The following is a 26,702-nucleotide window of genomic DNA, read 5'->3' as shown; positions in this document are numbered from 1 at the left end:
AATTCAGTAAGTTATATCACAACCTGCTCTTTGCATCCTGCAAATATATGGCAGCCTTGCTGTATATCTTTCTCAGGTAACTTACCGCGCCAAGAACTTATCTTTTAAAAATCAATTAGTTAGCACTTTAGCCCTGCCAAATCGAGCTGAAGCTATTGATCTACGTCTTGACACTGGGGACACCTCGAAAAATACTGTATATAAATACAGCTACGAATGAGGCATACCAATGGATGATGTGCGCCACACAATACCAGGCTCACCGGTACGGTTCATGGACCAACTAAGACTCCATATTCGACAGAAGGGTCTTTCTTACCGTACCGAGCAGACTTATGTCCACTGGATAAAGCGGTTCATCCATTTTCATGAACTGAAGCACCCCAAGGATATGGGAAGGTCTGAAGTTCAGGCGTTCTTGACCCATATTTCAGTAAATAGACGCTGCTCGGTAAACACACAGCGAGTTGCGCTCAATGCCCTAGTTTACCTCTATAAGCAGTTTTTTGGGGTAGACACCGCCGACCTGGATTTCAGGACCGCAAAACAGCCTCGCCGGCTACCGGTAGTTTATAGCCGGGATGAGATCTGTAGAATTCTCGCACAACTAGATGGCGTCTATCGGTTACAAGTCGCGCTGATGTACGGCAGCGGTTTACGTATTGCTGAGTTACTCTCGCTGAGGGTGAAGGATATTGATTTTGACAGCAACAATATTGTGGTTCGGAGTGGCAAAGGCAATAAAGACCGTACGACCCTGCTGCCGCAAGATCTGAAAGGGGAGCTAAAACTACAAGTACGGAAAGTACTGAAGCTTCACCAGCGAGATATTGAAGACGGCTTTGGCGAAGTTTATATGCCGGATGCTCTTGAGCGTAAGTATCCAAAAGGGGGCCGGCAGGCAGCCTGGCAATACCTGTTCCCTGCGGGAGGATTTAGCAAAGATCCAAGGAGTGGCGTCGAGCGCAGGCATCATTTGCATCCATCCACACTGTCCCGGCATATTCGCGAGGCAGTAAAGCTGGCCAAGGTAATGAAGCCGGCGAAGGCGCACGCATTCCGGCACAGCTTTGCGACCCACTTATTAGAGGCAGGATACGACCTTCGGACCATTCAGGAACTGCTCGGGCACTCAGACGTGAGTATCACAGAAATCTATACACACGTGGTGAACCGAGGAAATAAAGGGGTTTTCAGCCCGATGGACCGACTCTCCCCCGGCGAATCAGGTGGTATTTCAGAGCCGGTCATTCTCTATCGTTCAGTCGCTTAATCAAACATAAAAAAACCCCGCATAAAGCGGGGTTTTTTCGGTTTGGCTGGTAGGCCGGCTTACATCATGCCGCCCATGCCACCCATTCCGCCCATGCCACCCATGTCAGGTGCAGCCGGCTTGTCTTCCGGGATGTCTGCAACCATGGCTTCGGTGGTGATCATCAGGCCAGCGATGGAGGCAGCCGCCTGCAGAGCAGAGCGAGTCACCTTGGCCGGATCCAGGATACCCATTTCCAGCATATCGCCGTACTCACCGGTACCGGCGTTGTAGCCGAAGTTACCTTCGCCCTGCTTCACCTTGTCTACGACTACAGAAGCTTCGTCACCAGCGTTGGTAACGATCTGGCGCAGCGGCATTTCCATGGCGCGCAGTGCAGCGGCAATACCGTGGTTCTGGTCTTCGTTGTCACCGGTTACGGAGATCGCTTGGGTAGCACGAACCAGAGCGGTACCACCGCCAGGAACAACACCCTCTTCCACTGCAGCGCGGGTGGCGTGCAGGGCGTCTTCAACGCGGGCTTTCTTCTCTTTCATTTCGACTTCGGTGGCAGCGCCAACCTTGATCACAGCAACACCGCCAGCCAGTTTGGCTACGCGCTCTTGCAGCTTCTCTTTGTCGTAGTCGGAAGAAGATTCTTCGATCTGTGCACGGATTTGCTTAACGCGTGCTTCAATGTCAGCAGCATCGCCAGCGCCGTCTACGATGACGGTGTTTTCTTTGGACAGGGTTACGCGCTTGGCGGTACCCAGGTGCTCCAGAGTGGTGGCTTCCAGCTCCAGACCAACTTCTTCAGAAATCACGGTGCCACCGGTCAGGATCGCGATGTCCTGCAGCATGGCTTTACGGCGGTCGCCGAAGCCCGGTGCCTTAACCGCAGCTACTTTTACGATGCCGCGCATGCTGTTGACTACCAGAGTCGCCAGCGCTTCGCCTTCTACGTCTTCAGCGATGATCAGCAGCGGCTTGGAAGCCTTGGCTACTTGCTCCAGCAGGGGCAGCAGATCGCGGATGTTGGAGATTTTCTTGTCAACCAGCAGGATGAACGGGCTGTCCAGTTCGGCAGTCATGTTTTCCTGGTTGGTGATGAAGTAAGGAGACAGGTAGCCGCGGTCGAACTGCATACCTTCAACCACGTCCAGCTCGTTTTCCAGAGACTGGCCTTCCTCAACGGTGATCACACCTTCTTTACCCACCTTGTCCATCGCTTCAGCGATGATGGTGCCGACGTTCTCGTCGCTGTTGGCGGAGATGGTACCTACCTGAGCGATAGACTTGCTGTCGGTGCACGGGGTAGCCAGGCTGGCGATGTGGTCAACGGCTGCAGCAACGGCTTTGTCGATACCGCGCTTCAGGTCCATCGGGTTGAAGCCTGCAGCTACAGATTTCAGGCCTTCGGTTACGATCGCCTGAGCCAGAACGGTCGCAGTGGTGGTGCCGTCACCTGCGGTGTCAGAAGCCTTGGAGGCAACTTCTTTCACCATCTGGGCGCCCATGTTTTCGAACTTGTCTTTCAGTTCGATTTCTTTGGCTACGGATACGCCGTCTTTGGTCACGGTCGGAGCGCCGAAAGCCTTGTCCAGAACCACGTTGCGGCCTTTCGGGCCCAGGGTGGTTTTTACGGCGTCAGCCAGGATGTTTACGCCGTTCAGCATTTTCTGGCGAGCGTCGTCACCAAATTTTACGTCTTTTGCTGCCATGATCTTAATTCCTCAATTCTGCTCGTGGTTGCGTCTTGTCGGGAAAAGTACCGGGGGTCTTAGCCTTCCAGTACGCCGTAGATGTCGCCTTCGCTCATGATGATCAGCTCCTCGCCGTCCACCTTGAGGGTGTTGCTGTCGGCATAACGGCCGAACACCACGGTGTCACCTACTTTTACGGACAGTGCGCGCACATCGCCGTTATCCAGCAACTTGCCTTCGCCAACGGCAACCACTTCGCCCTGATTCGGCTTTTCTTTCGCTGCACCCGGCAGCACGATGCCACCAGCAGTTTTCTCTTCTTCTTCCTTACGGCGTACAACAACGCGATCGTGTAAAGGACGAATTTTCATGGATTGGCTCTCCAATGAGTCGTTTAGGGTTGCAATTACAAGTGGCTCGGGCCCGCTTTGCGGGTCCTCCGCCAGCCCTGCCCCGGCTAACCGGGCCAGGAAAAACTTGGGGTGCAGCCTATCTGGGGGGGATACCGTGGAATTTCAACAGCGGCGGGAGAAAAAACTGGAGGAAATTTGGAGAATTGGAGGACTGGGCGGGGTTACTCGGCAAAACTGCTCAAATTTCAGTCACCCTTGCCGGATCCCTTCTTGTCCTCACGCTCGTAATCGCCTTCGATCACGTCGGGAGAATGCCCTTGTTGGGAGTTGTCCTGGTGCGGATGCCCCTGATGTGAATTCCCCGCGCCGGGTTTGTGATAGGGGCCCTCTGAATAACTGGCTCCCCGCACCACGACAACATGACCAAGGAGTTTCCCGATAATGAGCTGCCGCACCCCGGGGACAAGGCAGGCGAAGCCAAAGGCATCGGTGATAAAGCCCGGGGTCAACAGCAGCGCGCCGCCAACCGCGAGGAAAATACCTTCTGCCATTTCCCTGGCCGGCATCTCTCCGGCCTGCATCTTTTGTTGGGCGCGCATCACGGTGGAAATGCCCTGCCTTCTCAGCAGCGCCAGGCCAATCACTGCGGTCAGCAGTACCAACCCGATGGTGGCTAAGGCACCAATCTGTTCGCCCACGCTGATAAGGACCCACATTTCGAGAATCGGCAGAACGATGAAGAGCAGCAATAGAGGACGCATAGGGGCGACTCCTGTGGCCCGGCCAATACCGGGCGTGAAACAAGATCAGCGGGCCCGACAAGGCGCCCTTTGGCCGGACTTCAGATGAGAGTTGTCAGTGCCCGGCAGGCTTACATGCGGGCGCCACCATCGATTTCCAGTACACGACCGGTGAGATAGTCGTTTTCAATAATAAAGGACACCGTACTGGCGATTTCGTCCGGCTCGCCGATCCGGCGCAGCGGAACCTGCTTCACCAGGCCTTCGAGAATCTCCGGTCGCATCTGCGCCACCATCTCGGTACCGATAAATCCTGGTGCAATTGCGGCAACCCGCACACCGTAGCGTGCCAGCTCCCGCGCCCAGGTCACGGTCATGGTGGCTACACCGGCTTTAGAGGCGGAGTAGTTGGTCTGCCCCATGTTGCCAGCGCGAGACACACTGGAGATATTGACGATCACGCCGCCTTCTCCACGTTCCGCCATGATCCCCGCCGCCGCACGGGTACACAGAAACACACCGGTCAGGTTAACGTCGATGACCGACTGCCACTGGGCCAGGGACATGCGCTCGGCGACTTTGCCGTCTTTGACTTTCAACAGCATGCCATCGCGCATGATGCCCGCGTTATTCACCAGGACATCGAGGCCACCAAAATCCTTGGCAATCTCGGCAAAGCCCTGGTCTACGGCATCTTCGTCAGCGACATTGATTACGTAGCTGCGCGCCTCGGCGCCTTGCGCACTACAGGCCGCAACGCTCTCGTCGAGCCGCTCCTGATTGACATCGATCAGTGCAAGGCGAGCACCGCGCCCGGCAAGATACTCGGCCATTGCACGCCCGAGACCCTGGCCGGCGCCGGTAATGGCGATAATGCTGTTAGTAACCTGCATGTGAACCTCAAAAAATTCTTCAAATGTCTTCGAGCGGTACTTTCCTTTACCAGGAATAGCCCACGCCAACCGTCATTTTGGTGTCTTCTTTTTCGCTATCCAGAGACGGCGTATTGTCGTACTGCCAGGCATATTTCACTTCCATCAGGATGCCCTTTACCAAGGGGGTACGCACACCGATTTCCGCGTTGCTCTGGTAATCCTCACTGCGGTCCAGAGACTGCAGCAGTTCCTGGTTGTAATACACTTCCGGGCCCATATCGAACTTGTAGCGGAAGTCCCAAGCAGCTCGTCCCGCTCCATAGCGCTTGCTGGGATCCGGATTCAGGCTGGGATCAATATAATCTTCTTTCAGGCTACTCACACCGCCCTGGATCGACAGTGCGGATTTGTCCGTGTCAAAAAACAGGTAACCGAGACCGAGACCGACCGTGGTACTCAGATCCAGGTTACGCGCCTCTTCATGCAGAAATGAGCTGTTGCCCGCGGCGAACCACTTTTCGGCAAAGATCCAGCGGAGGTCGTAATTGAATCGGTACTTTTCCAGGTCGTCGACTTCTGTACTGTTCTGGTTCTGGTACTGGGTGCCGACCAGATGGTGGAAGTCGCCGTTGCGGATATCAAAATTGGCATTGATATCCCAGTCTTCACGCTCTCGGTTGCCCTCCTCGAACACACCGGAAGCTGCCACGTTTCCGCGGAAGATGATGGGGTTACCGACAAAGTTGATGTACGGCTCGGCGCGATCAATCGCCGGGAAGTCCATTACCCAGCCAGATCCCTCATCACAGTAAAGCTCCCACTGTTCACGGCGATGCCCCGCAAGTACACAAGGCTCGTCGCGACCGGCAATTTTCAGGTCTTTATCGGTCTCGAGGGACAGGATTTTCTCTTTCGCTACGGTAATATCACCGAAGGTTTCAGACTTCCACACCACATGGTCACGCTCCACAACCACCAGCTCGCCGTAAATGCGATCACCATTGGCGAGGCTGAGTACACCGGCACTGGCGTGAGATGCAAACCCCACCAGCGCCGCACAAACCAGGCCGCTGAGCAGCCTGGGTAAAGCGCCTAAACGGGGTAAAATCCGGGAAGAAGTTCTGGGTACAGCAGAAAGCACGAAACAACCTTTTCGATAGCCTGGGGTTATGACAGAGAATTGACTAAGAAATCAATCAACACGATTAGTTCCGATCCAGGATCGAACAAATCAGGGAATAAGGATACTGGGAGTCATGATGCCACAAGTCGGATCTGCCTTGTACTCGCACGGGTCCCTGCAGGACGGGTAGTCACCTACGGCACCCTGGCGGAACTCGCAGGCTTCCCGCGCGCCGCGCGGCTGGTGGGGCAGACCCTGCGCAAGCTGCCGCGGGATACGCAGCTTCCCTGGCACCGGGTGATCAATGCGCAGGGACGGATCTCCCTGCCCGGTCCCTCGGCACAGCGTCAGCTGGAGCGGTTACGCGATGAGGGTATTACGCCAGTGAAAGGGAAAATTGACCTGGGACATTACGCGTGGCCGAAACCAGATGAGCTGTAGCTAACTGGGGGAGCCAACTTACGAGGCCGAAGAACAAGGCGCGCATTCGCCCGACAAGCGAATGCCGAAACCGCCCCGGTCACCCGGCGGCAGCCTCCTTGGCCTCCGCCGCTTCCTGGTCCCGGTTCCGGTACCAGATGTAAATGGCCAGCAACACTGCCGGGATGCCGAGTATGGCCACCAGGATAAAGAAGGATTCATAGCCTTCTGCATCCACCACAATGCCGGAGAACCCGCTGATGAATTTCCCCGGCAGGGTCATCAGGGAGCTGAACAGGGCGTACTGGGTAGCGGTATAGGACTGATTCACCAGACTGGAAAGGAAGGCGATAAACACCGAGTTGGATATGCCGGCACTGATATTGTCGGCGCTGATGACAATCGCCAGCCAGGTTTTGTCCGGCCCCAGGGTTGCCAGGTGCGCGAACAGCAGATTGGTCGCCGCGACCATCACGGCCCCCAGGATCAACGGGCGCAGAATACCAAAACGCACTACCATCGCTCCGCCAAGGAAGGCCCCGATCATCGTACACACAAACCCGAACAGCTTGCCGATCTGCGCGATATCATCCTTGCTGAAACCGAGATCCAGATAGAAAGGATTGGCCATGACACCCATGGCGATATCACTGACCCGATAAATGCCTATAAACAGCAGTAGCACCAGGGCAAATCGGCCATTTCGCTCAAAGAAATCGATAAATGGACAGGCGACCGCGCGCACAAACCACTCACTGATTTTGCCGTGCTTGCCGCTGCCCAGCACCCGATCGACCCAAGCGTGCTGGAACTCCTTGCCCTGCGCGCGGGCCTTTTGATGGTCGGGCTCCGACACCATCAACGTGGTGAGAATACCCACTCCCATCAACGCCGCCATGGAAATATAAGCAATACTCCAGCTGGCATATTCAGCGATAAACAGGGCGCCGGCGCCCGCGATCAGTAGCGCTACCCGGTAGCCAAAGACGTACATTGCGGCCATGGCGCCCTGGTATTCCTTGTCCACGGCTTCGATCCGGTAGGCATCAATCACCACGTCCTGGGACGCAGAACAGAAAGCCACCAGTATGCCAAATCCGAATACCGCGGGCAGTGCCAGCTGGGGATTGATCTGGCTCATGGAGAACAGGCCGAACGCGACGCCAATCTGCGACACCAGGATCCAGCTGCGCCTTTTCCCCATCAACCCAGTCAGGACCGGGATGCGCAGGGAGTCAATGATCGGGGCCCAGATAAACTTGATCGAAAACGTGATGCCAATCCACGCGGTAAACCCGATGGTGGTGCGACTGATGCCGTAATCCCGCAGCCAGGCGGTCAGGGTGGAAAAGACCAGAAGCAGTGGTAGCCCCGCAGATATCCCAAAGAAAAACATCGCTACCACTTTGGGCCGCGAGTAAACCTTGAGCGCTTCTCCCCAAGTCATTTTTTGCTTTTGCATGGGCAGGCTGTGCTTCCTTTTATTGCTTGCCTTAAAGCCGCGCCCTGACACATCAGGCGTCAACGGCCAAATTTCACTTCCAACTGGGCTTCCGCCAGCTTGTTGGCATTGATGTGATAAGCCACCATCGCCGCAGGGGAATCCTCATCAAGCGGCAGCTGATCCACCTTGAGAGCATACAGGCGGAACTGGTATCGATGGTCACCATGCCCCTCCGGTGGGCAGGCACCACCATAACCCGGACTGCCAAAATCGGTACGACTTTGTATCGCTTCGGGTATCAGGCCGGCCTTGGGATCACCGGCCCCCTCGGGTATCGCTTTCACGGTGGCAGGGATATTGAACACCACCCAGTGCCACCAGCCGCTGCCGGTGGGTGCATCCGGGTCGTACATCACCAGGGCATAGCTGCGAGTGCCCTCTGGGGCCCCCTGCCAGTGCAGTTCCGGAGAGATATTCTCGCCGCTGCAACCGAAACCGTAATACAACTGCGCCGGCGGCATACGGCCGCCATCGGTCAGGGTCGACGACGCCAGCTGCAGTGAATCTGCACGCGCTACATGCACTGTGGACAGGGCAAACGCGGCGACAGAGAGGCGGATCAAGAGCGGTACGGATATTCCCTTCAGCCGAGTTGCAAACAGTGTAGCAGTCCCTTTAAGTACGCTGCTGAACCGCGCCAACAGCCCTCTCTGGTCGTTGATCCGCTTCATCGTCAATCCTCCTGTCTTCCTCCCTTCAGGCACCGGATTGCACCGACACCCGCCACATTGTCCGGACTACTGAGCGCTACCCGCGATCATGCCGGCCACCGCAGAGATATCCATGTTGCCACCGGTGAGCACGATCACCGCTCGCTTGTTGCGAAAACGCGCCGGATGTTCCAGAACCGTCGCCAACCCCACCGCTGCGGAGGGTTCGACAAATTGCTTGGTGCGATTCCACATCAGGCCAAGCGCCTCGCGAATGGCCGGCTCGGAAGCGGTCACCACATCACTTACGTGACGGCGAATCAGTGCAAAATTCCGCAAGCCCAGGGTGGTGCGCAGGCCGTCCGCTATGGTGTCGGGCACCTGCTCGGTCACCCGCACGCCGCTGCGGAAGGAACGTTGCGCATCATCCGCGCCGCAGGGTTCCGCACCCAATACCTTGATCTCGGGCCCCAGTGCCGATGCGGCAAGACCCGCACCGGCGAGCAAGCCGCCGCCACCCACCGGGCAGACGATCATATCGGGGGTGAAACCTTGTTCGCGGCACTGCCCAACGATTTCCTGTACCACCGTGCCCTGCCCGGCAATAATCCGTGGATCGTCAAACGGTGGAACCACATGTGCCCCGGTCTGCGCCACCACCGCCGCAAGCGTGGACTCCCGCGCAGCCAGTGTCGCTTCGCACAGAACGATTTCAGCACCATAGGCGGCGACCGCCGCTTTTTTTGCTTCCGGGGCATTTTCAGGCATCACTACCCGGCAGGCGATTCCGCGCAATGCAGCCGCCCAGGCCAGTGCCGCACCGTGGTTGCCCGAGGAATGGGTCGCCACCATTGCGGTGTCCGCCGGCAATTGCAGCACGGCATTGGCCGCGCCGCGCGCCTTGAAGGCGCCGACTTTCTGCAGATGCTCGCACTTGAAAAAAAGCTCGCCACCAAGCTGCGCGTTGAGCCCGGACGAGCTCATCAGCGGTGTTCGATGGATGTGGCCCGCAATGCGTTCGGCCGCGGTGAATACATCGGCTGCGCTCGGCAGATCAATATTGTCGGTGATAACGTCTGACACGCACTCTCTCGCGCAAGTATTTGATTCGAAAGGAACAGTGGAAAGCTTAGTTACTGAAAAGCCCGTACAGGGCCATCAGGGTAATCCACATCAGCAGGGCGCGAGACAGCAGGGCCTGCATGCCCTCGATTTCCGCGCCGCACAGCCGCTGCCCTTCGCTCACGGCCACACCGGCACTGCATTCACTGCTGTCGATCCCCCCCAGGGCACCCTCGAGATAGTACTCGAGCACATCCTCGGTAGCGGTCTGTTTGCAGGTCAGGTGATCGCGCCATGCGCGGTAGCAACCGGCAAAGTTCCCCACGATCGCGAGCGTGAAGCCCATCGCCCGCACCGGCAGCCACTCAATCAGCCACAGCCAGCGTGCAGCCAGGAACCTGTCCGCATCGGCCACCGCGGACAGTGATTCTTCCTGCGCCTGACCTTGCTTCGCCAATCTCTCGCGCGCCAAATGACTGAGCCGGTAAAGCATGGCTCCCGGAATGCCCAACAGCAGGAACCAGAACAGCACCGCAAACAGGCGTTCAAAAGCGCGGTAGGCTGCGGCCCTGAACACCAGCGGGTGGAGTTCCTGCGCATCTTTGATGCTCTGCGCACGCTCCATGTCCGCCACATCCAGCAGCGGTTCTGCCGCAGCTCTGGCCGCCTCCAGGTCACCCTGATACCAGGCCCGTAAATATGCCGACAGCGCCTCGTTAAAATTCCCGCGACCGAAGCTGTACAGGAGCACCGGCACACTGACCAGCAACACCCCCAGCCAGCCAAATATCGAGTCCGCCAGCACCAGAAGCACAGCAGCCCCCAGCACCGGAATCAACACCACAAGCCCGAAACCAATGCCCTGTCTTTCGCGCATCAGTCCACTGCGGTAAACAAAATCCTGCCACTGATAAAACCAGCCATCACGGTGCAGCGGTCCACCCGAGCCCCACACCTGTACCAGGCCCAATGCCAACAGCACAATCAACAGCGCCATAGCGTCCCCACCTGTTCAATTTGTTATGTAATGGCATTGTCGCATAACACGTCGAACAACACCGTGGTAACCGGACTCAAGCTTCGCGGGAATTACCGCCCTGCTGGTCCAGCTTGTCAAAATACCGCTGCCAGTCGAACCCGGGCCCCGGATCCAGCTTTCTGCCCGGGGCAATATCCGAGTGCCCGGTTATCCGCGACTTATCAATCGCAGGATACGCTTCCATGATTGCCGCGGAGACCTCTGCCAGGGATTCATACTGCGCAGCGGTGTAGGTATCGGTATCGAGCCCTTCGAGCTCGATACCGATAGAGAAATCGTTGCAGTTATCGCGTCCACAAAATTCAGACTGCCCCGCATGCCAGGCGCGCTCGTTAAGCGGCACATACTGGGTGACGCGACCATTGCGATCGATCAAAAAATGGGCAGAAACCTGCAGAGTAGCAATTTCAGAAAAGTAGGGATGGGCATCCATGTCCAGATGCCCCAGGAAGAACTCATCGATATAGGCACCACCATACTCGCCAGGCGGCAGGCTGATGCTGTGAATAACCAGAAGATCCACTTCCGCATTGTCGGGACGACTGTTGCAATGCGGACTGGGTACCCGGCGTACTCCGGAAAGCCACCCTGACTGGACCTGATATTTCACAAACGCGACTCCGCTGGAATTGAGCAGAGAGTTATTTTATGGAAGCAACGAAGTAACTGCCAATAGATGTCGTTAATTCTGAGGATTAGGGCGCTAAAACGACAAAGCGTGCAATATTTACGCAAAAACCCGGGATAAACCCGGGTTTTTCACTCCAGTTTCCACAACAGCATACCTGCTGTGGAAAAGTCACGTCATACGCTGATAGCGATTTTGCTCTCACCGCAGTGACCAACCACATACTGCAGAGCCCGCTCGAACAGCGGCCCCTGTTCCAGGGGCAGCAACTCTTCATTACGCAGTGCATGTGCCAGTTCCAGACGCGAGTAAACACCCACTTTGGCGCCGCGACGATTTACGAACATGAACTGGTCCAGATCGCTGATGATGGCCGCCAGGCGACAGCGCACGGGAAGTTTGTTCGTATCCCGCAGCAAAAACCAGCTGTCCTTCAGATGGTAAGTCTGCTGCCAGTGGTCGTCGTCCTGGGCAATAGGCTGCAACGGAACCGGCTTCGCCGCACTCGCCCGGGTAACCACCTGCTGGATTTCCTCCACTTCCGGAAGCGCCGGCTGGGTGGGTGGGAGATCGCGAGGTTCATCAACCATAGACTCAGGCGCGGCATCACTGGCTTCATGCTCTGCCTGCGCAGCCGTGATACCTTCCGCAACCGGGATGGACAGTATACTGTCGGCCTCGCGCCGCAATTCCTGAACCAGACGCTCGCGGGTACGGCGTTCGCGTTCGGACTCAACCCGCTCAGCCAACTTCTGTCGCTCGCCGTACAGAGCCTCCAGACCACCAATAAGCCGCTGGCGATCACCAGCACTCAGGGAGAGAGACTGGGCCCCTTCTTCCAGGCGCTTTTTCAGGTCCGGCAACAAGCGGCGCATCTTGACGCTGCTTTCCGGCATTGGGGCAACGACACTCCAGATAAGATCCCGCGCAGTGAGCACATGCTGACGCCACAAGCCACTGTCGGTACCCTCTTTGAGGCAAGTCCGGAACAACACACTACTCCAGACCCGGTTCAACCATTGATACACAATTTTGGGCAAATTACGCTCTGCGGTCAGCGCATCAAACACCGCGGCAACCCGCGCCTTGGCCGCCTCCACGCGAGCGGCGCCCTGAGCCTCGTCGATGGTGCGACGCTCCATTACCGCAGCACGCTTGCGCTCGCGCGCAGAGTACTCCCTGAAAGATTCCAGCAGGCGCACAAACACCTGCTCGTCCCGGTCGTACTCCGCCAACACGTCCTCAACGATGGCGGAGATCTCACGGTACAGCGGATCTTCCTCGTAGTGCTCCGGGGGCTGCCAGCCAATCGCCGCATCCGCCATTTCGTTCAACAGGCGTCTCGCCGGATGGCCACCCTTGCTGAAGAAGGCCTTGTCAGCGACGGCGAGCTTGAGCATTGGCAGCTGCAGTCGGATCAACAGGGCTTTGACGGGCTCCGCCAGGTTGCGGTCTTCCAGCATGAAGGAGAACAGCATATCCACCAGGCGGATGACTTCGCTATCCAGTTCATGCAGGGAGGCGCTCTGCTTGGCTGACACCAGTTGCTGCTCAAGCAACTGCGTCACATTGATCAGCTGCCCCGGACCGGCCGCGTGCTCCGGCAGCGCCATCTGAAACTGTCCCAGATGTTGCAACAGCGTAGGCGTCGCCATCGGCGCGGCGCCGGAACCCACCGGCGCCAGCCCGGGCCCAGATACGCTGCCGCTACCCGATGCACCGCCAGTCCACTGTCCGCCGCCGGGCGGGGCAACCTGACCGAAGCCGGCAGCTGAGGAAGCGCCCGGCACACCGCCGCCACTGAAATGCATATTGCCCGCCTGTCCCGCAGGTGCAGTGGGGATTCCGTCAACAGAGGAAGGGTTATGCGCCGACGCCGCACTTTGCGGAGAAGGGCCTGAGGCAGAAGACGGGGTTGGCACCTGACTACCCGCGCGGCCCTGCTGTCGGCGCAGCGGGTCCTCGATTGTGGGCAGCACACCCTGCTCTACCAGCAGGCGATTGCAGGCGTCGTAAAGCTCTCCCAGGTGATTGACCAGGTTCAGCTCAAACTTTTTAAGCACGGTCATGCGCGCGCGCAGGGACAACTCGATATCATCGAGCGAATCGGCAAAAGCGACACACACAGCGGCGGGCCCGATGGGCAGGCTCTCGTCGTAAATTTTACCGGGAAGCAAGGTATCCATGCGCAGGGACAAGGCCGCAATGGATTCGGCATGGTCGCGCTTGACGTTAGATACCATGGTGCGAATCGCGACCTGCTTTTCAAGCTCGTCGTCGTTGACCAGTGAAAGATTTTTCAGGGAGGCGCCGGATTCCAGCCCCGCCTCCTCTTCCAGGCGGTCATTACGCGGGGCGTGAAATCGCTCTTCGATACCATCGCAGAAGCCATCAATCAGGTCGCCCAGTCCAACCCGCAGATTGCGAATCGCCTGGAACAGGGTGTCCTGCTCGTCCTGCAGATGGGCCTTTTCCGCCATGGCAAACAGTGAGTCGTCGACCTGGGCGAAAACATCATCAGATTTGGCCTGCAGCCACTCAATGGCCTTTTGCTTTACGGAAGTCACGGTTTTCGAAAGTTTCTGCCGGGAACCGGCACGCGCACTGCCGCGCGGCTTGCTCACACGCTGACCGTTACCCTGCCCACCGCCGGTTATGACAAACAATTCGTTATTATTTCGATCCATATCGTCCATGCTCACCTCTGTTGCCCTCCTGGCATCGGCTCAGAGAATAGAGATTGCAAAGGCCACCAAGTACTTCGCGAACCCAGCAACACATTACTTCGGTGAATGTCCAGCTACCTCTAAAGCGGAATTCCCGAAAGCAATAAATCTTGTGGTTACATCAATCAGAATGAGGGGTGCGTGCCAGAAATGCGGGCACCGCCCGGATAGACCGCTCAGAAAAAGTGGAACTAGTACTCAATATCCTGCAAAGAGAAGTGACACGCAAGTGCCCAAAAGGACCAATCTTCGCGATTTTCTTTATATAAAGCGGGGATTTAATGGTAAGTCAGGAGAACGACGGGAAGGGATTGATAAGCGGAGGCTGGCAGGCCGACTTTGCCATCGGCCACCGCTCCGAAACACATCCAAATTACATTTCTATTACATGATTTAAGCGACTTGCGAGCGGTCGGATGTCATCACCCGCAGCCACTGTCCAAGTACAGCCAGTGACACTCAGTTCATCTCACCACGGGACTTGCGCACGGTGCCGATAACCGACTGCAGGGCCCGCTCGAACAGCATTCCGTCATCCAGCGGCATCAGCTGTGCATTGCGCAGGGCGTGTGCCAATTCGATGCGGGTGAACTCGGCGACTTTGGCACCATTGCGATTCACGAAAATAAACTGGTCGATATCTTTAATCACCGCGGCGAGACGGCAGCGGAATTGCTCCTCACCCTCACGCTTCAGCTCAAACCAGCTGCCCTGGGCCAGACGGAATGTCTGCTGCCAGTGGGAGTCGCTTTCCGGCAGGGAATCCACCTCGCCACTCGGCTCGGATACCAGTTCAGCTTCCGCAACCGCCTGCTCCAGTTCTTCCATTTGTGGCAGCTCGGCGACCGTCGCTTCCTGCTCATTGATGGAGGGAGTAGCAGCCTCCTCTTTAGTGGCGGCCAAATCAACCGCAGTGGAGGCGGCTTCTACCTCTTGCGCGCGCCGCGCCTCTTCCCGCACCTCATCGCGGGCTTTACGGCTGCGCTCTTCGGAAATGGACTGAGCCAGCGCAAAACGCTCCCGGTAGACCTGCTTGAGGTCAGTAAACATGCGTCGCGCATCGAACGAGTTGAGGGATACCATCTCCACGCCAGCCTTCAGCCGGTCCTGCAGTGCAGGCAACAGGCCCAGCAGCTGCTTGCGGCTATCCGGCATGGGGGCATGCACACTCCAGACCAGATCCCTTGCGGTGCGCACATCGCGGCTCCAGCTTTCGCTGTCGGTGCCTTCCTTGATACATGTCAGGAACAGCATGTTGGCCCAGACCTTTTCCAGCCATTCCACCACCACTGGCGGCAGATCCCGTTCGGCCATCAATGCGTCCATGACCGCAGCCACGCGCGCCCTGGCCGCCTGGGATTTCGCCTTGCCATCAGCCTCGTCGACTATCCGACGCTCCAGTTTCTCGGCGCGCTTGCGCTCGCGCAGGATGAACTGCTGGAAGGAGTCCAGCAGTTCGGAAAATATATTGATATCCTGATCAAATTCGGCGAGGACGCGCGCCACCACTTCGCCGACTTTTTTGAACAGTGGATCGGATTCGTAGTTGTCCTTCGCCTGCCAACCGGTTGTGGCGTCAGCGAGTTCGTTCAGCAGTTTGCGCGCGGGGTGGCCCCCCTTGCTAAAGAAGGACCTGTCAGCAATGGCCACTTTCAGCAGCGGCAATTGCAGGCGCCCCAGCTGGGTCTTGATCGGCTCGGCGAGATTGCGATCCTCGAGAATAAAAGAGAACAGCATCTCCACCAGCTTGATGATGTCGCTGTCCATCTTCGCGAGTGACGCAGACTGGCGCGCATCCACAAGACGCTGCTGCAACAGGTGGTTGACGTTCAGCAGCTGAATCCCGCTCTCGTCGTAACTTTCTGGCAGGTGGCCCTGCAAGGCCCCCAGGTGCGAAAGCAGGTCCTGAGCCCCCATCGGAGCGACACCGGAGTTCAGCGGCAGCAAGCCGTGGTTTCCCGCTGGGGCTGCCGATGGCGAATAGCCCCCTGTGTCGGAGTAGCCGGTGTCCCGCCCATTCGTCTGCCCGGCTGTGGGCTGCGGGGCTGGCTGGCGCTGGGCTGTGCGCTGCTGGCGCGCCGCCCGTCGCTGCTGTTTGAGCGATGGCAGCACACCGTGTTCGACAAATACTTCATTGCACTGCTCGTACAACTGGCCGAGCTGTTCCATTACCAGGTGTTCGAACTTTTTCAGTAGAGTCAGTCGCGCTCGAACATGCAATTCCAGCGGACGACAGGCCTCGACAAATGCATCACAGATTGCATCGGGGCCAATCGGATTGTTTTTGTCGTAGACCTTGACAGAAAGAAGGGTATTCAGACGAAGGGAAATTTCGGTCAGCGGCTCGGCAAAATCCCGCTTGGCACTGGCGACCATGGTATCCACCGCCACCAGTTGTTCCAGGTCATCGTTGTGCACCAGTGACAGGTTGTCAGCGGAATATGGATCGTCCGCATCGTCTGCAGACACTTCGCGAACCTGGAATGACTCCGCTATATTTTCGGAAAAGCGCTCCACCACCTTGCGGCGCTCCACGCGCAGCATGCGCAGCGCCTGGAAAAGGCCATCCTGCTCGTCCTGCCCGTGGGCTTTTTCGGCCATGGCAAACAGCGAGTCATCCACTTTGGCAAATACGCGCTTGGCCTGCTCTGTGAGCAGCGCCTGGGCTTTATCCTTCACTGCGGCGACCGGTGCCGGTAGCTTGGGAGTACGCTTCATTCCCCGCTCCCGATAAACACCCTGTATGGATACCACATTGTTGGAGTCATTCATTGCCATATAGCCTCGGCCGGCGGACTTGGTGAAAGGAGTGCCGGGTGATGCAACCACAGGGGCTCTGGGATGCGCCCTGCGGACCTGGTTTATTCTTGCTTCGTGGGCCCCGCTAGGCAGGGCTTATAACTGTCGCGGGACAGTGGATACGCAGTGATCAATTTTGATCGAAGGTAGATTCTACGGACACGCAAACCAATAGCACAACTGTATCGTCATTGGCGCAGATCGTTTTGCGACGATCATCACAGGCCCGCCTCAAATCCCGGCAAAGCTGCGCCCCCGAACTGATCCTGGACCCGGCACGTCAGTGCCCCGAAAGACGTTGCCGGCCGGAAATAACCACATCCATACTGACAGCGAGCTACATTTTGCTAGTATTCGCAACCCAGCAATATCGCCCCCTAACAAGACGCCACCCGATCACCGAGGTTCAGCCATGACACCAGCGACTGTCGCTATCCCCAACCTGCAACAGGATATCGAGCGTTCCGTCCGCGACGCGCTGGCAGAGGATATTGGCGATGGTGACATTACCGCCCAGCTGATACCGGCGGAACGTCAGGCCAAGGCCCGCGTGATTACCCGCGAGGACTGTGTGTTCTGTGGGAAAGCCTGGGTGAACGAAGTATTCCGCCAGCTCGACCCGGCATTGCAGGTGACATGGCACGTGCGGGACGGCGATCGCGTTGCCGCTGATAGCACCCTGTTTGAGCTGGAAGGCAACGCCCGCACCATTCTGACCGGCGAGCGCTGTGCGCTGAATTTCGTACAGACCCTGTCCGGTACCGCGACGACCGCGGCCGCCTATGCAGCCCTGGCGGAAGGCTCCGATATCAAGATTCTGGATACCCGCAAAACCATTCCCGGCCTGCGCAGTGCGCAGAAATATGCGGTGCTCTGCGGCGGCTGTGAAAATCACCGCATCGGCCTCTACGACGCGTTCCTGATCAAGGAAAACCATATTGCCGCCGCCGGCGGCATTGCCAACGCAGTGGCCCAGGCGCACCAGATCAAACCAGGCGCGCTGGTGGAAGTCGAGGTGGAAAGTATTGACGAACTCAAGCAGGCCCTGGATGCCGGTGCCGACGTGATCATGCTGGACGAATTCACCGACGCCATGACGGCGGAAGCGCTGAACCGGGCCCAGGGGCGCGCCAAGATCGAAATCTCTGGCAGTGTGAATGAGGAGCGTCTCAAGCAACTGTCCGGACTGGCGGTGGATTATATTTCCAGCGGCAGCCTGACCAAGCACCTGCGCGCAGTGGACCTGTCATTGCGCCTGCTTTCCGAGTAGAGCAACCGACTGATCAGCCCTCGGGGCGTTCACCCACTGTCGACCTGTTTGCACACTGCTCTTTCTTCACATACTGCGCTGCCGCGCTGGCAGCGCTCTCCGCATGCATGACGCGGCCCACATCCGCTTGCGGCAAAACGCTCTCCCCTCCAACAACTTCCCGCAGGTGGAATCGGGGACGACGCTTGACCTCCTCGTAAATCTTGCCGAGGTATTCGCCAATCACGCCGAGGCAGAGTAACTGGACACTGCCAATAAACAGCACCGGGACCATAATTGACGCCCAGCCCGGCACCACGCTGTTGGATACCAGCTTCACGATCAGCACCCAGACAATCAGACCCAGGGCAATACCACCAGAAATCAGCCCCAGCAGGGTAATCGCCCGCAACGGGGCAATGGAAAAAGCGGTGACGCCCTTCCAGGCCAGGGACAACATTCGACGCAGGGGGTATTTGCTTTCCCCGGCCAGGCGCGGGCGACGCGCATAGGAAATCGTCGACGAGCGGAAGCCCAGCTCGCGCACCATACCGCGCAGGAACAGGTTGGTTTCCGGGTACTGTAGCAGCGTGTCCACGGCCCGCCGCGACATCAGGCGGAAGTCCGCGTGGTTGAATACCAGATCCACCCCCAGGGCTTGCATCACGCGGTAATACCCTTCCGCGGTCATGCGCTTGAACCAGGTATCCGTTGCCCGCTCCTTGCGCACGCCGAATACCACCTCACTGCCCGCCAGGAAAGCGTCAATCATGGACGCGATGTTTTCCGGGCCGTCCTGCAGATCCGCATCGATACTGACGACCATGTCTTCACTGGTCTGCGAGAGCCCCGCATACAGCGCATTCTGGTGACCGCGATTGCGCGACAGCGCCACCGCCACGATACGGGTATCTTCCCCGGCCAGCTTTTGCAGGATTGGCCAGGTACCATCGCGACTGCCGTCATCCACGTAGTAGATTTTCGAACCGGCAGCGATACGGCCACTATTTTCAAGTTGTGAAAGCGTGGACAGCAACTCGGCCGTGGTATCCGAAATTACCTCTTCTTCGTTGTAACAGGGGACAACGATCGCCAGTGTCGGCAAAGCCTGTTCGGTCATGGATTCCATTCGGGCTCCCGGTATATCCAGAAGTGATGCAGGAGAAAGTTAACCACCAGCGTGACCAGAGTGGCGACGACCTGAGCCAAAAGATACGGAGCCACGGCCAACACCAGGGAAAAACACAGGGTGTTGATGGTAAGCCCGAGCGCCGCCACCAGCACAAACCTCGGCAGCGCACGGCGATGTTGCACTCCGCCTTGAAACGTCAGGTAGTAATTGAGCAGGTAGTTGGCGAGCGCCGAACAGCAAAACGATAGCGCCGAGGCTAGCACCGCAAACACGCCCAGCACTTCAATCATGGCCACCAGCAAGCCGTACTGCAAAGCGGTGGCTATCCCTCCCACCAGGGCAAAACGTCCGGCGCGTGACATCAGCTTGACCGCTGCCAGCGACCTGCCTGGTTTCTGCGCACCTGAAACAGGCTCGTGCTGTGAGTATTCAGACGGGCGCATCATCGGCTTCCCGCTGTGGCTGCTTCACTGGCCGGTCCTCACTTTCGGTTAATATCGAATCCGTTTGCCCCCTGGCGGCAGCAATAAATTCGGGGCTGGCCTCGCGCTCCCCGGCCAGTTCTTCTGCCGCGGTATTTTTGCGGGAGACGCGCCGCCGCAGGGCACCGGCTACCAGGAGTGCCTGCACCAGTAGCATGCCCTCGGCCGGTTTGCGATAGCGCCCTTCATTGACAGCGATCGGCAACAGTCCCTGCACCAGGATCCAGGTTCCCAGCAGTACCGCAAACAGCCGTGCACCTCGCAGGTGACGCCAGCTCAATATCGTACCGATCAACAACACCAGGGTCAGTGGCGCCCACAGCCAGCGACTGTGGTGATTGATTTTCTCAAGGGTTCGCTCGCGGTTGTTATCCGGCCAGGACGAGCCGAAAAACAGGTAGATCAGGTTTTCACTGGCCAGGGACAGGTAGCGCTCCAGCGTCATCGGATAGCGCGCCAGTGCCGTCGCCCAATCGTCAGCACCGTTTTCAATATGGATTCTTGCGTGCACCTGGCCATCGCGGCTGGTCGTCCAATCGCTGAGCGGCGCCAGTGGCTTTTCCCCGGTGGAAGGAGAGCCGAACCAGTAATTCCACTGCGCGCCTTCGCGGCTGTAATGCACGTGGATCTCGCGCTTGCCGGAGCGCAGATACAACGCCACCAGCTGGCCGATACCGTGGGGGGAAATCATATGCATGGCCGCGTAACTGCGGTAAGCGAGCGGCCCCATCAACAGCGCCAGTAACGCGAGACTGTAGCCCGCCTTGGCCAGCTTGCGCGGCTGTACCAGCCACAGCCAGGTGGTTACGACAGCAGCGAGGGGAATAGCGATGCCGCGGGTCAGCCCGGCACAGGTCCACAGCGTCACCATCAACAGGAAACTTCCCAGGGTCTGCTTCCGTCGACAGCGCCAGCTGGCATACAGCGCTGCCCCCAATAGTGGCAGCAGCAACGTCTCCTGCATGAAATAGCCGTAGATGGCGATCCACGATGGCAACAGGGACAGCAACGCCCACACCGCCGTGGCCTGCAGGCGTCCCGGCAACAGCTCCCGCGCAAACCGGTACCAGAGCCACGGTGTCAGGCAGGCGAGCAACGCGGTGTAGAGAGCGACAAGAAAGGGCTCGCCGAGGGTCAGCTTGCCGAGGATACCCACGTAGACCTGGTACATCACCGGGTCGGTTAACGTCATCGGGTCGCGCCGCAGGGTCTGGGTGCCCTGCTCCCAGTGACGCTGGGGATCGCTCCAGATATGGTCCATGGGGTTGTGGGTGAACACGTGCTCCACCCGCAGCCAGATACCCACGGCGATTAACAGATAGAGTCCCGCGTAAATCCACCAGCGGCCATCGATACGCTTGGCACCCGCCGGAATCCGCTCTATCAGCGATCCGCGGAAACCGCTCGGCCCGCGCAGGTCGGCGAGGGTGAACTGCCACCACTGCCGCAGTCTGGTCACCGCTGAATTCGAACTCGCTACACCCCACCCCATCGCACCGCTCCTACACGAGATCCACAGTTCTTCAGGCACCGGCGGTGCCGGTCGCATTCGATTGTGATGCCGAGATCCCGGAAACGAGAGGCTCGGCCGGCGGGGATTCTTCGCCGCGGTTGAACAGGCGGCCGTGGCCGAATCGCAGCACCGGGAACCAGCGCCCCAGGAATGCGAAGGTACCGCGCTGCTCAATATAGCGGGCGTAAGCGACGTAGGTAGGATCCCAGGACAGGTGTCGTTCTTCGGTGCGCGCGCGCATGAAGTAAATGAAGTTCACCAGCAACAACAACAGCGAGTGCCGCAAGGCTTCGGGCGCGCTGGCACTGACCATGAACGGCATTGAGATCATCCACCAGGAGATGTTCTTGCTGATATAGGCCGGGTGCTTGGTAAAGCGGTAGGGACCATTGGTGAGAATCCCGCGGTGGGTAAGGTTGGAAAAGCGGATACCGAACGGGATGCTCGCCCATACATAAATGGCAATCAGCAACAGGATTGCACTGCCCCAGATACTGTAAGCCACCGGTGTATCCCAGAACCAGTAACCCCAGGCTGGCGCATCATCGTATTTCAGGTAGGTACCCGAGAACAGGCTCCAGAACGGCTGGTAACCGATGAGAGCCACCCCCCAGCCGAGGAAACTGGGCTCGGCAGTACGGATATGGGAGTCGAACAGCCGCAGGGTACATACATACCCAACGGTTACGAACAACAGGTCGATGTAAAACAGGAAATTGAAGGTGAAATCAAACACCGCCTTGAAACTGCCAAACAGCCGTGCGAAATCAAAATTGAGCAGGGTGTTCAGGTTGTTGCCCATGTAGACAAACATGAGCGGCAGGAAGAACAGCTTTACCAGCCAACCCAGGTACAGCTGGCCGATCGCCTTGCCGGAAACTCCCTTGCGACGCCCCAGCAGCCAGCTGCCCAGCTGCCAGTAACTGTCCTTGGGCTCACGCATGGCGCCGTCCAGCAGGTAAAAATAAGGCACCGCCAGCAGCATCCACCAGGGCAGGACTGCCCGCACCACGGAAAAATAGTTGTCGTAGAAGGAACCGTGGTACTCCGGGAACAGCCAGTAAACGAATGCCACCGAGCCCACGGCCAGATAAAAGCCCAGCAGTTTTACCGCGGTGCGCCTCAGGCTGTGGTTCTTGCGGTTGAAATCAAGCCCGGCGGACGGGTTGCGATAGGGTTTGAGAAACAGCCACTCGAGCACGATGATCGGCAGCGCCAGGGCGACGGCAACCACAACCAGGGACTGGGTTTTCACTGCGAGGTGCTGGCCGTACTCCCGCAGCCAGACCACGGCCGCCAGGGAAATCGCCAGCGCACACAGGTTGATCCAGACACTGGTAGGCGCGCTCGGGCAGCTGAGCGTCTCTGCTGGCGCAACAGATGATCGCTGCGCACGTTTGTCGGGGCCGGAGGACCGTCTGGCACCGGCGGATTTATTTTTTATTTTTTTCATACTGAGTCCAACTGGTACATCGCGACTTGCCGGCCGCCACTTGATCACAACCAAAGTGGTCAGACCAGAGGTCAGAATTGCGCCAGTTTACCCCTATCGTCGCGCCGCTTCCACGGTGCGCTGGCGCACATTGCCCACCAGCGGGAGTCAGTCCTCAGTTGCGGCGCCAGTTTCGTTTTCCACTTTCTGGTCCACCTCAGGATGGTCGTGAACCGACCCGCCACTCGAGTCAGCTCGGTGCTGGTGATGATCGTGATGAGCGCGTCCATGCGCAGCGCCGGAGTGATCCTCCTCCTGCGCGGCGGAATCCCCTGCCTGCTCCTGAGACGGCTCATCGTCGGCATTCGGCCCCGGGTGATCCCCGTGGGTCGAGTGATCGACCGGCATGTGCTGGGCGTGCTCCGCAGCCGGGCCACTATCCACATCCCCCACCATCTGGTGCGTCCCGGCGCTGTGGGAGGAATCATGGGAGCTGTCTGCATTGTGAGTATTGTGAGTACCGTGAGCCCCGTGTCCGCCCGCGCCCCATAAGGTCCACAGGCCGAAGACCAGCACCAGCAGCGCCATCCCCAGTCGCACGCCCGGTTTCTGTACCAGTGTACGCAGGCGAGCCGCGGCAGCGCCGGTCGCCAGTACCGCCGGCACCGTGCCGAGGCCGAAGGCCAGCATGGCCAGGGCCGCCTGTTCGCCACTGCCCTGCGCCAGGGCAAAGGCCAGTGCGCTGTACACCAGACCACAGGGCAGCCACCCCCAGACAGCGCCCAGTGCAATTGCCTGCGACGTGGAGTTAACCGGCAATAAGCGGCGCGAAAGCGGTTGGACCGCCCGCCAAAGGACGGCTCCACCCCGCTCCAGCCAAACCAGGCCTCGCCACCAGTCCGCCAGATACAGCGCCATGGCGATCAGCATCAGTCCGGCCACTACCCGAAGCGGCGCCAGGCTGCTAGCGATATCCGTCGCCAGGTAAGCCCCCAGAACCCCCACCAGCAACCCCATCAGGGTGTAGCTGGCCACACGCCCCGTGGAATAACCGATCAGTCGGGGCCAGGCGGGCTTTTGTCCGGGCACCGCCAGTCCCAGCGCGCCGGAAATCCCGCCGCACATACCAACGCAGTGACTACTGCCGAAAAAACCGATTGCCAGCGCCGCGGCGAGCGTACCCCAATCCAGCATTATCGATTTCCATCCACGTTATCCACACCGGAATCCGCGCGCGCCTCGAAATCCCGATGCTCGGTGCTCTCCCCCTGTGGCGGGGTGTGACGCGGCGCATCGTCATCAAACAGTATGCGACGTCCCTCAGTCTCCAGATCGTCGTACTGCCCGTTGTTAACGGCCCAGAAGAACAGCTTCACCGCACCGGCGACAAACAAAATGACAATGGGTACCAGCAGGAAAATACTGTCCACGTGTTACCTCGAAAAACAATTCGGAAAAATTTGCCGAACGGCGCGCGCCCCATTGGCAAGCGCGTCGACTGCACTATCTAGCAGGCGCTAGGTGGCCGGTTGCCAGCGCGACAGACGCAAAGCATTGACCACCACCAGCAGCGAGCTCAGCGACATACCGATGGCAGCGGCCCACGGCGGCACCAGACCAAGAAACGCGAGCGGCAACGCCAGGGCGTTGTACAGAATCGCCCAGGTCAGGTTCTGGCGAATAATTGTGCGACACTTGCGCGCCAATTCAAAGGCGCGAGGCAATGCGCGCAGATCGCCCTGCAGCAGGATCGCATCGGCACGGGACTGCGCCAGATCCGCTGCCGACATCATGGCAACTGAAACATCTGCCCCGGATAACACGGGCACGTCGTTGATGCCGTCCCCCACCATCAGCAGCCGCTGCCCCTCGGACTGCAGCTTGCGCAAGTGCGCGAGCTTCTGTTCTGGCGAGGCCCCACCGCGGAAATCGGCGATTCCGGTGACTTCCGCCAGGCGCGGCACTTCCTCCGACTGATCACCACTCAGCAGCTCTGCTTCCAGACCCTGGTCGCGCAGCGCGGCCACCGATTCGGCCGCGCTCGGCCGCACCGTATCGCCCAAGCCCAGCCAGGCCACAGGTCCCTCTGGGTCCCCCAGCAATAACCACTGCCCCGGCGCCGCGGGTACTTGCAGCGACGGAGCCGAATCTTTCGCCAGCTCGCGCACAAAATCCTGTCGCCCGAGGCGATAGGGGGTCTCTGCGCAGATGCCTGCAACCCCGCGACCGGTGACCGACCGCAGTTCCCGCACCGGGCGATTGCCAAACCAGGAGCGGAAAGCCCGCGCCAGGGGATGGTTATTGTGGCTTTCCAACGCCGCCGCGATATCCCGGATCTCGCTCTCGGCCACACCCTCGCGCAGTGGTATCACCGCACGCAGTCGCGGCTCGCCTTCGGTCAGGGTGCCGGTCTTGTCGAAAATTACCCGCGTGAGCCGCGGCAGGGTTTCCAGTACATGCCCCTTGGCTACCAAAAGGCCGAGTTGCTGCAGGCGCAGGGTGGCAGCGGCCAGTGCCGCGGGCGTTGCCAGGGACAGTGCACAGGGACAGGTCACTACCAGCACCGATAGTGCCACCCAGAAGGCGCGCTCCGGCGCCTGCTGCCACCAGAAGACAAATGCGGCCACCGCGATACACAGGACCGCGGCAATAAACCGGCCCGCGAGCCGGTCTGCCAACGCCACCTGAGTGGGCTTGTCCAGCTGAGCCTGCTCTACCAGCTTTTCGATGGCGGACAAGCGGGTGCTGCTGCCGGCCGCACTGACCCGCACGGTGAGTGAGGAATCGCCGTTCACGCTGCCGGCAAACACCGGGCTGTCGATCTGTTTCTGTTGCAGGGCCGATTCGCCGGTGAGTACCGACTCGTCCACCCCGCTTTCGCCATCGAGCACGATACCGTCCGCTGGAATGGTGTCGCCCGGGCGCAGCAGTATCCGGTCACCGGCGACCAGCGCCGTCACCGGTACCGATTCGGCGTTGCCGGAATCGTCCAGGCGCATGGCTGCGAGCGGTAGCAATTGCGCCAGACCGCCGCTGGCCAGCCCGGCCCGATGCCGCGCGCGCATTTCTACCGCGCGCCCCAGCAACAGGAAGAAGGTAAACATGGAAACCGATTCAAAGTAGACCTCGCCGGTCTCGAACACGGTTGCGTAGACGCTGGCTCCATAGGCCAGTCCGATGGCGAGGGATACGGGGACATCCATCACCAGCTGGCCGCTGCGCAATGCCCGCCAGGCGGCGGCAAAGAACGGTTGCGCCGCGTAACACACCACCGGGGTGGCCACCACCAGGGAGACCCAGCGGAAAAACTGCTCGAACTGGCTGTCGATACCCTTGCTGCCGCCAAAATACAGGGCGATGGCAAACATCATTACCTGCATGGTTCCCAGCCCCGCGACACCGAGCCGGCGCATGGCGGCGCGGCGCTCCTGCTGGATCAGGCGCTCACTGTTGGCCGCTGTAGCGGGCGCCGGGCGATAGCCGATAGCCGCGAGCGAGGAAAACAATTGGCTGACCGGGGTCTGCTGTGGATCGAACACCACCTGGGCGCGGTGGGTGCTGGCATTGACCGAGACCCGCTCTACCCCAGGCAGTCGCAGCAGGTGCTTTTCGATCAGCCACACACAGGCGGCACAGGTAATTCCACTGACCAGAAGGCTCGCCACCTGCAGTGTTTCCGGAGAAGAAGTGGCAGATTTATGGTCGTCAAACGCGCGGACAAATTCACCCTGCACTTCCGGCAGGTCGTAGGCGCTCCAGCGCGCTTCTTGCGGAGCGCCTTCCGGGCGCTCACTGCTCTGTTCGCGGAAGCGATAGAAATTGTCGAGCCCACCGGCCACGATGGCGCCCGCCACCGCTTCGCACCCGGGGCAACACATGGGCTGGCGCACACCGTCGATCAGCACCGCATAGTGGCTGCCTTCAGCCACCGGCAGGCCACAGTGGTAACAATCCACCGGATGTACTGGAGAATCGCAGGAAGAAGCGGCGGGTGCAGAAGCGAGCGGGTCAGTCATAGGC

Annotated in this window: 22 protein-coding genes; 3 read left to right on the top strand and 19 right to left on the bottom strand. The window is 59.0% G+C overall.

Translation table 11 applies throughout. From position 1 onward, the window contains the following. The first annotated feature begins 274 nt into the window (after positions 1–274). Positions 275–1,273, top strand: a complete 999-nt coding sequence (locus HUW35_RS12585) for an integron integrase (protein WP_255463274.1) — start codon at positions 275–277, stop codon at positions 1,271–1,273. A 59-nt stretch (positions 1,274–1,332) separates the two neighbouring features. On the opposite strand, the gene groL is transcribed toward HUW35_RS12585, so the two are convergent. From groL to HUW35_RS12560, 5 genes are all read right to left on the bottom strand, one after another. Next, the gene (groL, locus tag HUW35_RS12580) at positions 1,333–2,973 is read right to left on the bottom strand and encodes a chaperonin GroEL (RefSeq protein ID WP_181252632.1); all 1,641 of its coding nucleotides are present in this window, start codon (positions 2,971–2,973) and stop codon (positions 1,333–1,335) included. A gap of 59 nt (positions 2,974–3,032) precedes the next feature. Further along, on the bottom strand, positions 3,033–3,326 hold the full coding sequence (gene groES / locus HUW35_RS12575) for a co-chaperone GroES (protein ID WP_078085279.1): 294 nt from the start codon (positions 3,324–3,326) through the stop codon (positions 3,033–3,035). Positions 3,327–3,553: 227 nt separating this feature from the next. After that, on the bottom strand, positions 3,554–4,069 hold the full coding sequence (locus tag HUW35_RS12570; protein WP_181252631.1) for an FxsA family protein: 516 nt from the start codon (positions 4,067–4,069) through the stop codon (positions 3,554–3,556). Positions 4,070–4,179: 110 nt separating this feature from the next. Then, positions 4,180–4,941, bottom strand: a complete 762-nt coding sequence (locus HUW35_RS12565; RefSeq protein WP_181252630.1) for an SDR family oxidoreductase — start codon at positions 4,939–4,941, stop codon at positions 4,180–4,182. Positions 4,942–4,987: 46 nt separating this feature from the next. Then, positions 4,988–5,971: a DUF481 domain-containing protein gene (locus HUW35_RS12560; protein ID WP_255463273.1), complete on the bottom strand. Its 984-nt coding sequence runs from the start codon at positions 5,969–5,971 to the stop codon at positions 4,988–4,990. Between the two features lie 225 nt (positions 5,972–6,196). Here HUW35_RS12560 and HUW35_RS12555 point away from each other — a divergent pair, with 225 nt between their 5' ends. Next, a complete protein-coding gene (locus HUW35_RS12555; RefSeq protein WP_255463613.1) occupies positions 6,197–6,487 on the top strand; it encodes an MGMT family protein in 291 nt (96 codons plus the stop codon). Positions 6,488–6,566: 79 nt separating this feature from the next. Here HUW35_RS12555 and HUW35_RS12550 read toward each other — a convergent pair whose 3' ends face one another. From HUW35_RS12550 to HUW35_RS12520, 7 genes are all read right to left on the bottom strand, one after another. After that, positions 6,567–7,928, bottom strand: a complete 1,362-nt coding sequence (locus tag HUW35_RS12550) for an AmpG family muropeptide MFS transporter (RefSeq protein ID WP_181252629.1) — start codon at positions 7,926–7,928, stop codon at positions 6,567–6,569. Positions 7,929–7,987: 59 nt separating this feature from the next. Next, positions 7,988–8,641: a YbhB/YbcL family Raf kinase inhibitor-like protein gene (locus HUW35_RS12545; protein WP_181252628.1), complete on the bottom strand. Its 654-nt coding sequence runs from the start codon at positions 8,639–8,641 to the stop codon at positions 7,988–7,990. Between the two features lie 66 nt (positions 8,642–8,707). Further along, positions 8,708–9,703 carry a threonine/serine dehydratase gene (locus HUW35_RS12540; RefSeq protein ID WP_255463272.1) on the bottom strand — a complete coding sequence of 332 codons (996 nt, stop codon included), beginning with the start codon at positions 9,701–9,703 and terminating at the stop codon, positions 8,708–8,710. Between the two features lie 46 nt (positions 9,704–9,749). Beyond that, the gene (ampE, locus tag HUW35_RS12535; protein WP_181252627.1) at positions 9,750–10,679 is read right to left on the bottom strand and encodes a regulatory signaling modulator protein AmpE; all 930 of its coding nucleotides are present in this window, start codon (positions 10,677–10,679) and stop codon (positions 9,750–9,752) included. A gap of 76 nt (positions 10,680–10,755) precedes the next feature. Beyond that, the gene (gene ampD / locus HUW35_RS12530; protein ID WP_181252626.1) at positions 10,756–11,331 is read right to left on the bottom strand and encodes a 1,6-anhydro-N-acetylmuramyl-L-alanine amidase AmpD; all 576 of its coding nucleotides are present in this window, start codon (positions 11,329–11,331) and stop codon (positions 10,756–10,758) included. Positions 11,332–11,525: 194 nt separating this feature from the next. Further along, positions 11,526–14,045: a DUF1631 domain-containing protein gene (locus tag HUW35_RS12525; protein WP_181252625.1), complete on the bottom strand. Its 2,520-nt coding sequence runs from the start codon at positions 14,043–14,045 to the stop codon at positions 11,526–11,528. A gap of 489 nt (positions 14,046–14,534) precedes the next feature. Further along, positions 14,535–16,793 (bottom strand): DUF1631 domain-containing protein, encoded by a 2,259-nt coding sequence (locus HUW35_RS12520; protein ID WP_255463271.1) that lies wholly within the window; start codon positions 16,791–16,793, stop codon positions 14,535–14,537. A gap of 493 nt (positions 16,794–17,286) precedes the next feature. On the opposite strand from HUW35_RS12520, the gene nadC reads away from it, so the two are divergent. Then, on the top strand, positions 17,287–18,144 hold the full coding sequence (gene nadC / locus HUW35_RS12515; protein ID WP_181252624.1) for a carboxylating nicotinate-nucleotide diphosphorylase: 858 nt from the start codon (positions 17,287–17,289) through the stop codon (positions 18,142–18,144). A 13-nt stretch (positions 18,145–18,157) separates the two neighbouring features. Here the strand turns inward: nadC and HUW35_RS12510 are convergent, their stop codons facing one another. The 7 genes from HUW35_RS12510 to HUW35_RS12480 all read right to left on the bottom strand — a co-directional run bounded on the left by HUW35_RS12510 (position 18,158) and on the right by HUW35_RS12480 (position 26,698). After that, positions 18,158–19,252 carry a glycosyltransferase family 2 protein gene (locus HUW35_RS12510; protein ID WP_255463270.1) on the bottom strand — a complete coding sequence of 365 codons (1,095 nt, stop codon included), beginning with the start codon at positions 19,250–19,252 and terminating at the stop codon, positions 18,158–18,160. After that, on the bottom strand, positions 19,240–19,701 hold the full coding sequence (locus HUW35_RS12505; RefSeq protein ID WP_181252623.1) for a GtrA family protein: 462 nt from the start codon (positions 19,699–19,701) through the stop codon (positions 19,240–19,242). Before HUW35_RS12505 ends, HUW35_RS12510 begins: the two co-directional genes overlap by 13 nt. Next, positions 19,685–21,196, bottom strand: coding sequence for a hypothetical protein (locus tag HUW35_RS12500; RefSeq protein WP_181252622.1), 1,512 nt, complete (start codon positions 21,194–21,196; stop codon positions 19,685–19,687). The genes HUW35_RS12505 and HUW35_RS12500 overlap by 17 nt, the downstream gene beginning before the upstream one ends. Before the next feature lie 64 nt (positions 21,197–21,260). Then, positions 21,261–22,703, bottom strand: coding sequence for an isoprenylcysteine carboxylmethyltransferase family protein (locus HUW35_RS12495; protein WP_181252621.1), 1,443 nt, complete (start codon positions 22,701–22,703; stop codon positions 21,261–21,263). A 147-nt stretch (positions 22,704–22,850) separates the two neighbouring features. After that, positions 22,851–23,876 (bottom strand): sulfite exporter TauE/SafE family protein, encoded by a 1,026-nt coding sequence (locus HUW35_RS12490; protein ID WP_255463269.1) that lies wholly within the window; start codon positions 23,874–23,876, stop codon positions 22,851–22,853. Beyond that, positions 23,876–24,112: a cbb3-type cytochrome oxidase assembly protein CcoS gene (ccoS, locus tag HUW35_RS12485; protein ID WP_181252620.1), complete on the bottom strand. Its 237-nt coding sequence runs from the start codon at positions 24,110–24,112 to the stop codon at positions 23,876–23,878. Before ccoS ends, HUW35_RS12490 begins: the two co-directional genes overlap by 1 nt. Before the next feature lie 87 nt (positions 24,113–24,199). Then, positions 24,200–26,698, bottom strand: a complete 2,499-nt coding sequence (locus tag HUW35_RS12480) for a heavy metal translocating P-type ATPase (RefSeq protein WP_181252619.1) — start codon at positions 26,696–26,698, stop codon at positions 24,200–24,202. Positions 26,699–26,702 lie beyond the last annotated feature (4 nt).

The sequence above is a fragment of the Microbulbifer sp. YPW1 genome, assembly GCF_013367775.1.
Taxonomy (GTDB): domain Bacteria; phylum Pseudomonadota; class Gammaproteobacteria; order Pseudomonadales; family Cellvibrionaceae; genus Microbulbifer.
Note: the sequence above shows the minus strand (reverse complement) of the source record. Positions and strands in the feature narration are given on the sequence as shown.

What these genes read in the sequence shown, in the direction of transcription:
- groES (WP_078085279.1), bottom strand. Translation starts at nt 3,326, where the DNA reads ATGAAAATTCGTCCTTTACACGATCGCGTTGTTGTACGCCGTAAGGAA.
- HUW35_RS12520 (WP_255463271.1), bottom strand. Translation starts at nt 16,793, where the DNA reads ATGAAGCGTACTCCCAAGCTACCGGCACCGGTCGCCGCAGTGAAGGAT.
- HUW35_RS12510 (WP_255463270.1), bottom strand. Translation starts at nt 19,252, where the DNA reads ATGGAATCCATGACCGAACAGGCTTTGCCGACACTGGCGATCGTTGTC.
- HUW35_RS12525 (WP_181252625.1), bottom strand. Translation starts at nt 14,045, where the DNA reads ATGGACGATATGGATCGAAATAATAACGAATTGTTTGTCATAACCGGC.
- HUW35_RS12545 (WP_181252628.1), bottom strand. Translation starts at nt 8,641, where the DNA reads ATGAAGCGGATCAACGACCAGAGAGGGCTGTTGGCGCGGTTCAGCAGC.
- ampE (WP_181252627.1), bottom strand. Translation starts at nt 10,679, where the DNA reads ATGGCGCTGTTGATTGTGCTGTTGGCATTGGGCCTGGTACAGGTGTGG.
- HUW35_RS12550 (WP_181252629.1), bottom strand. Translation starts at nt 7,928, where the DNA reads ATGCAAAAGCAAAAAATGACTTGGGGAGAAGCGCTCAAGGTTTACTCG.
- HUW35_RS12505 (WP_181252623.1), bottom strand. Translation starts at nt 19,701, where the DNA reads ATGATGCGCCCGTCTGAATACTCACAGCACGAGCCTGTTTCAGGTGCG.
- HUW35_RS12490 (WP_255463269.1), bottom strand. Translation starts at nt 23,876, where the DNA reads ATGCTGGATTGGGGTACGCTCGCCGCGGCGCTGGCAATCGGTTTTTTC.
- HUW35_RS12565 (WP_181252630.1), bottom strand. Translation starts at nt 4,941, where the DNA reads ATGCAGGTTACTAACAGCATTATCGCCATTACCGGCGCCGGCCAGGGT.
- nadC (WP_181252624.1), top strand. Translation starts at nt 17,287, where the DNA reads ATGACACCAGCGACTGTCGCTATCCCCAACCTGCAACAGGATATCGAG.
- HUW35_RS12480 (WP_181252619.1), bottom strand. Translation starts at nt 26,698, where the DNA reads ATGACTGACCCGCTCGCTTCTGCACCCGCCGCTTCTTCCTGCGATTCT.
- HUW35_RS12495 (WP_181252621.1), bottom strand. Translation starts at nt 22,703, where the DNA reads ATGAAAAAAATAAAAAATAAATCCGCCGGTGCCAGACGGTCCTCCGGC.
- groL (WP_181252632.1), bottom strand. Translation starts at nt 2,973, where the DNA reads ATGGCAGCAAAAGACGTAAAATTTGGTGACGACGCTCGCCAGAAAATG.
- HUW35_RS12570 (WP_181252631.1), bottom strand. Translation starts at nt 4,069, where the DNA reads ATGCGTCCTCTATTGCTGCTCTTCATCGTTCTGCCGATTCTCGAAATG.
- HUW35_RS12585 (WP_255463274.1), top strand. Translation starts at nt 275, where the DNA reads ATGGACCAACTAAGACTCCATATTCGACAGAAGGGTCTTTCTTACCGT.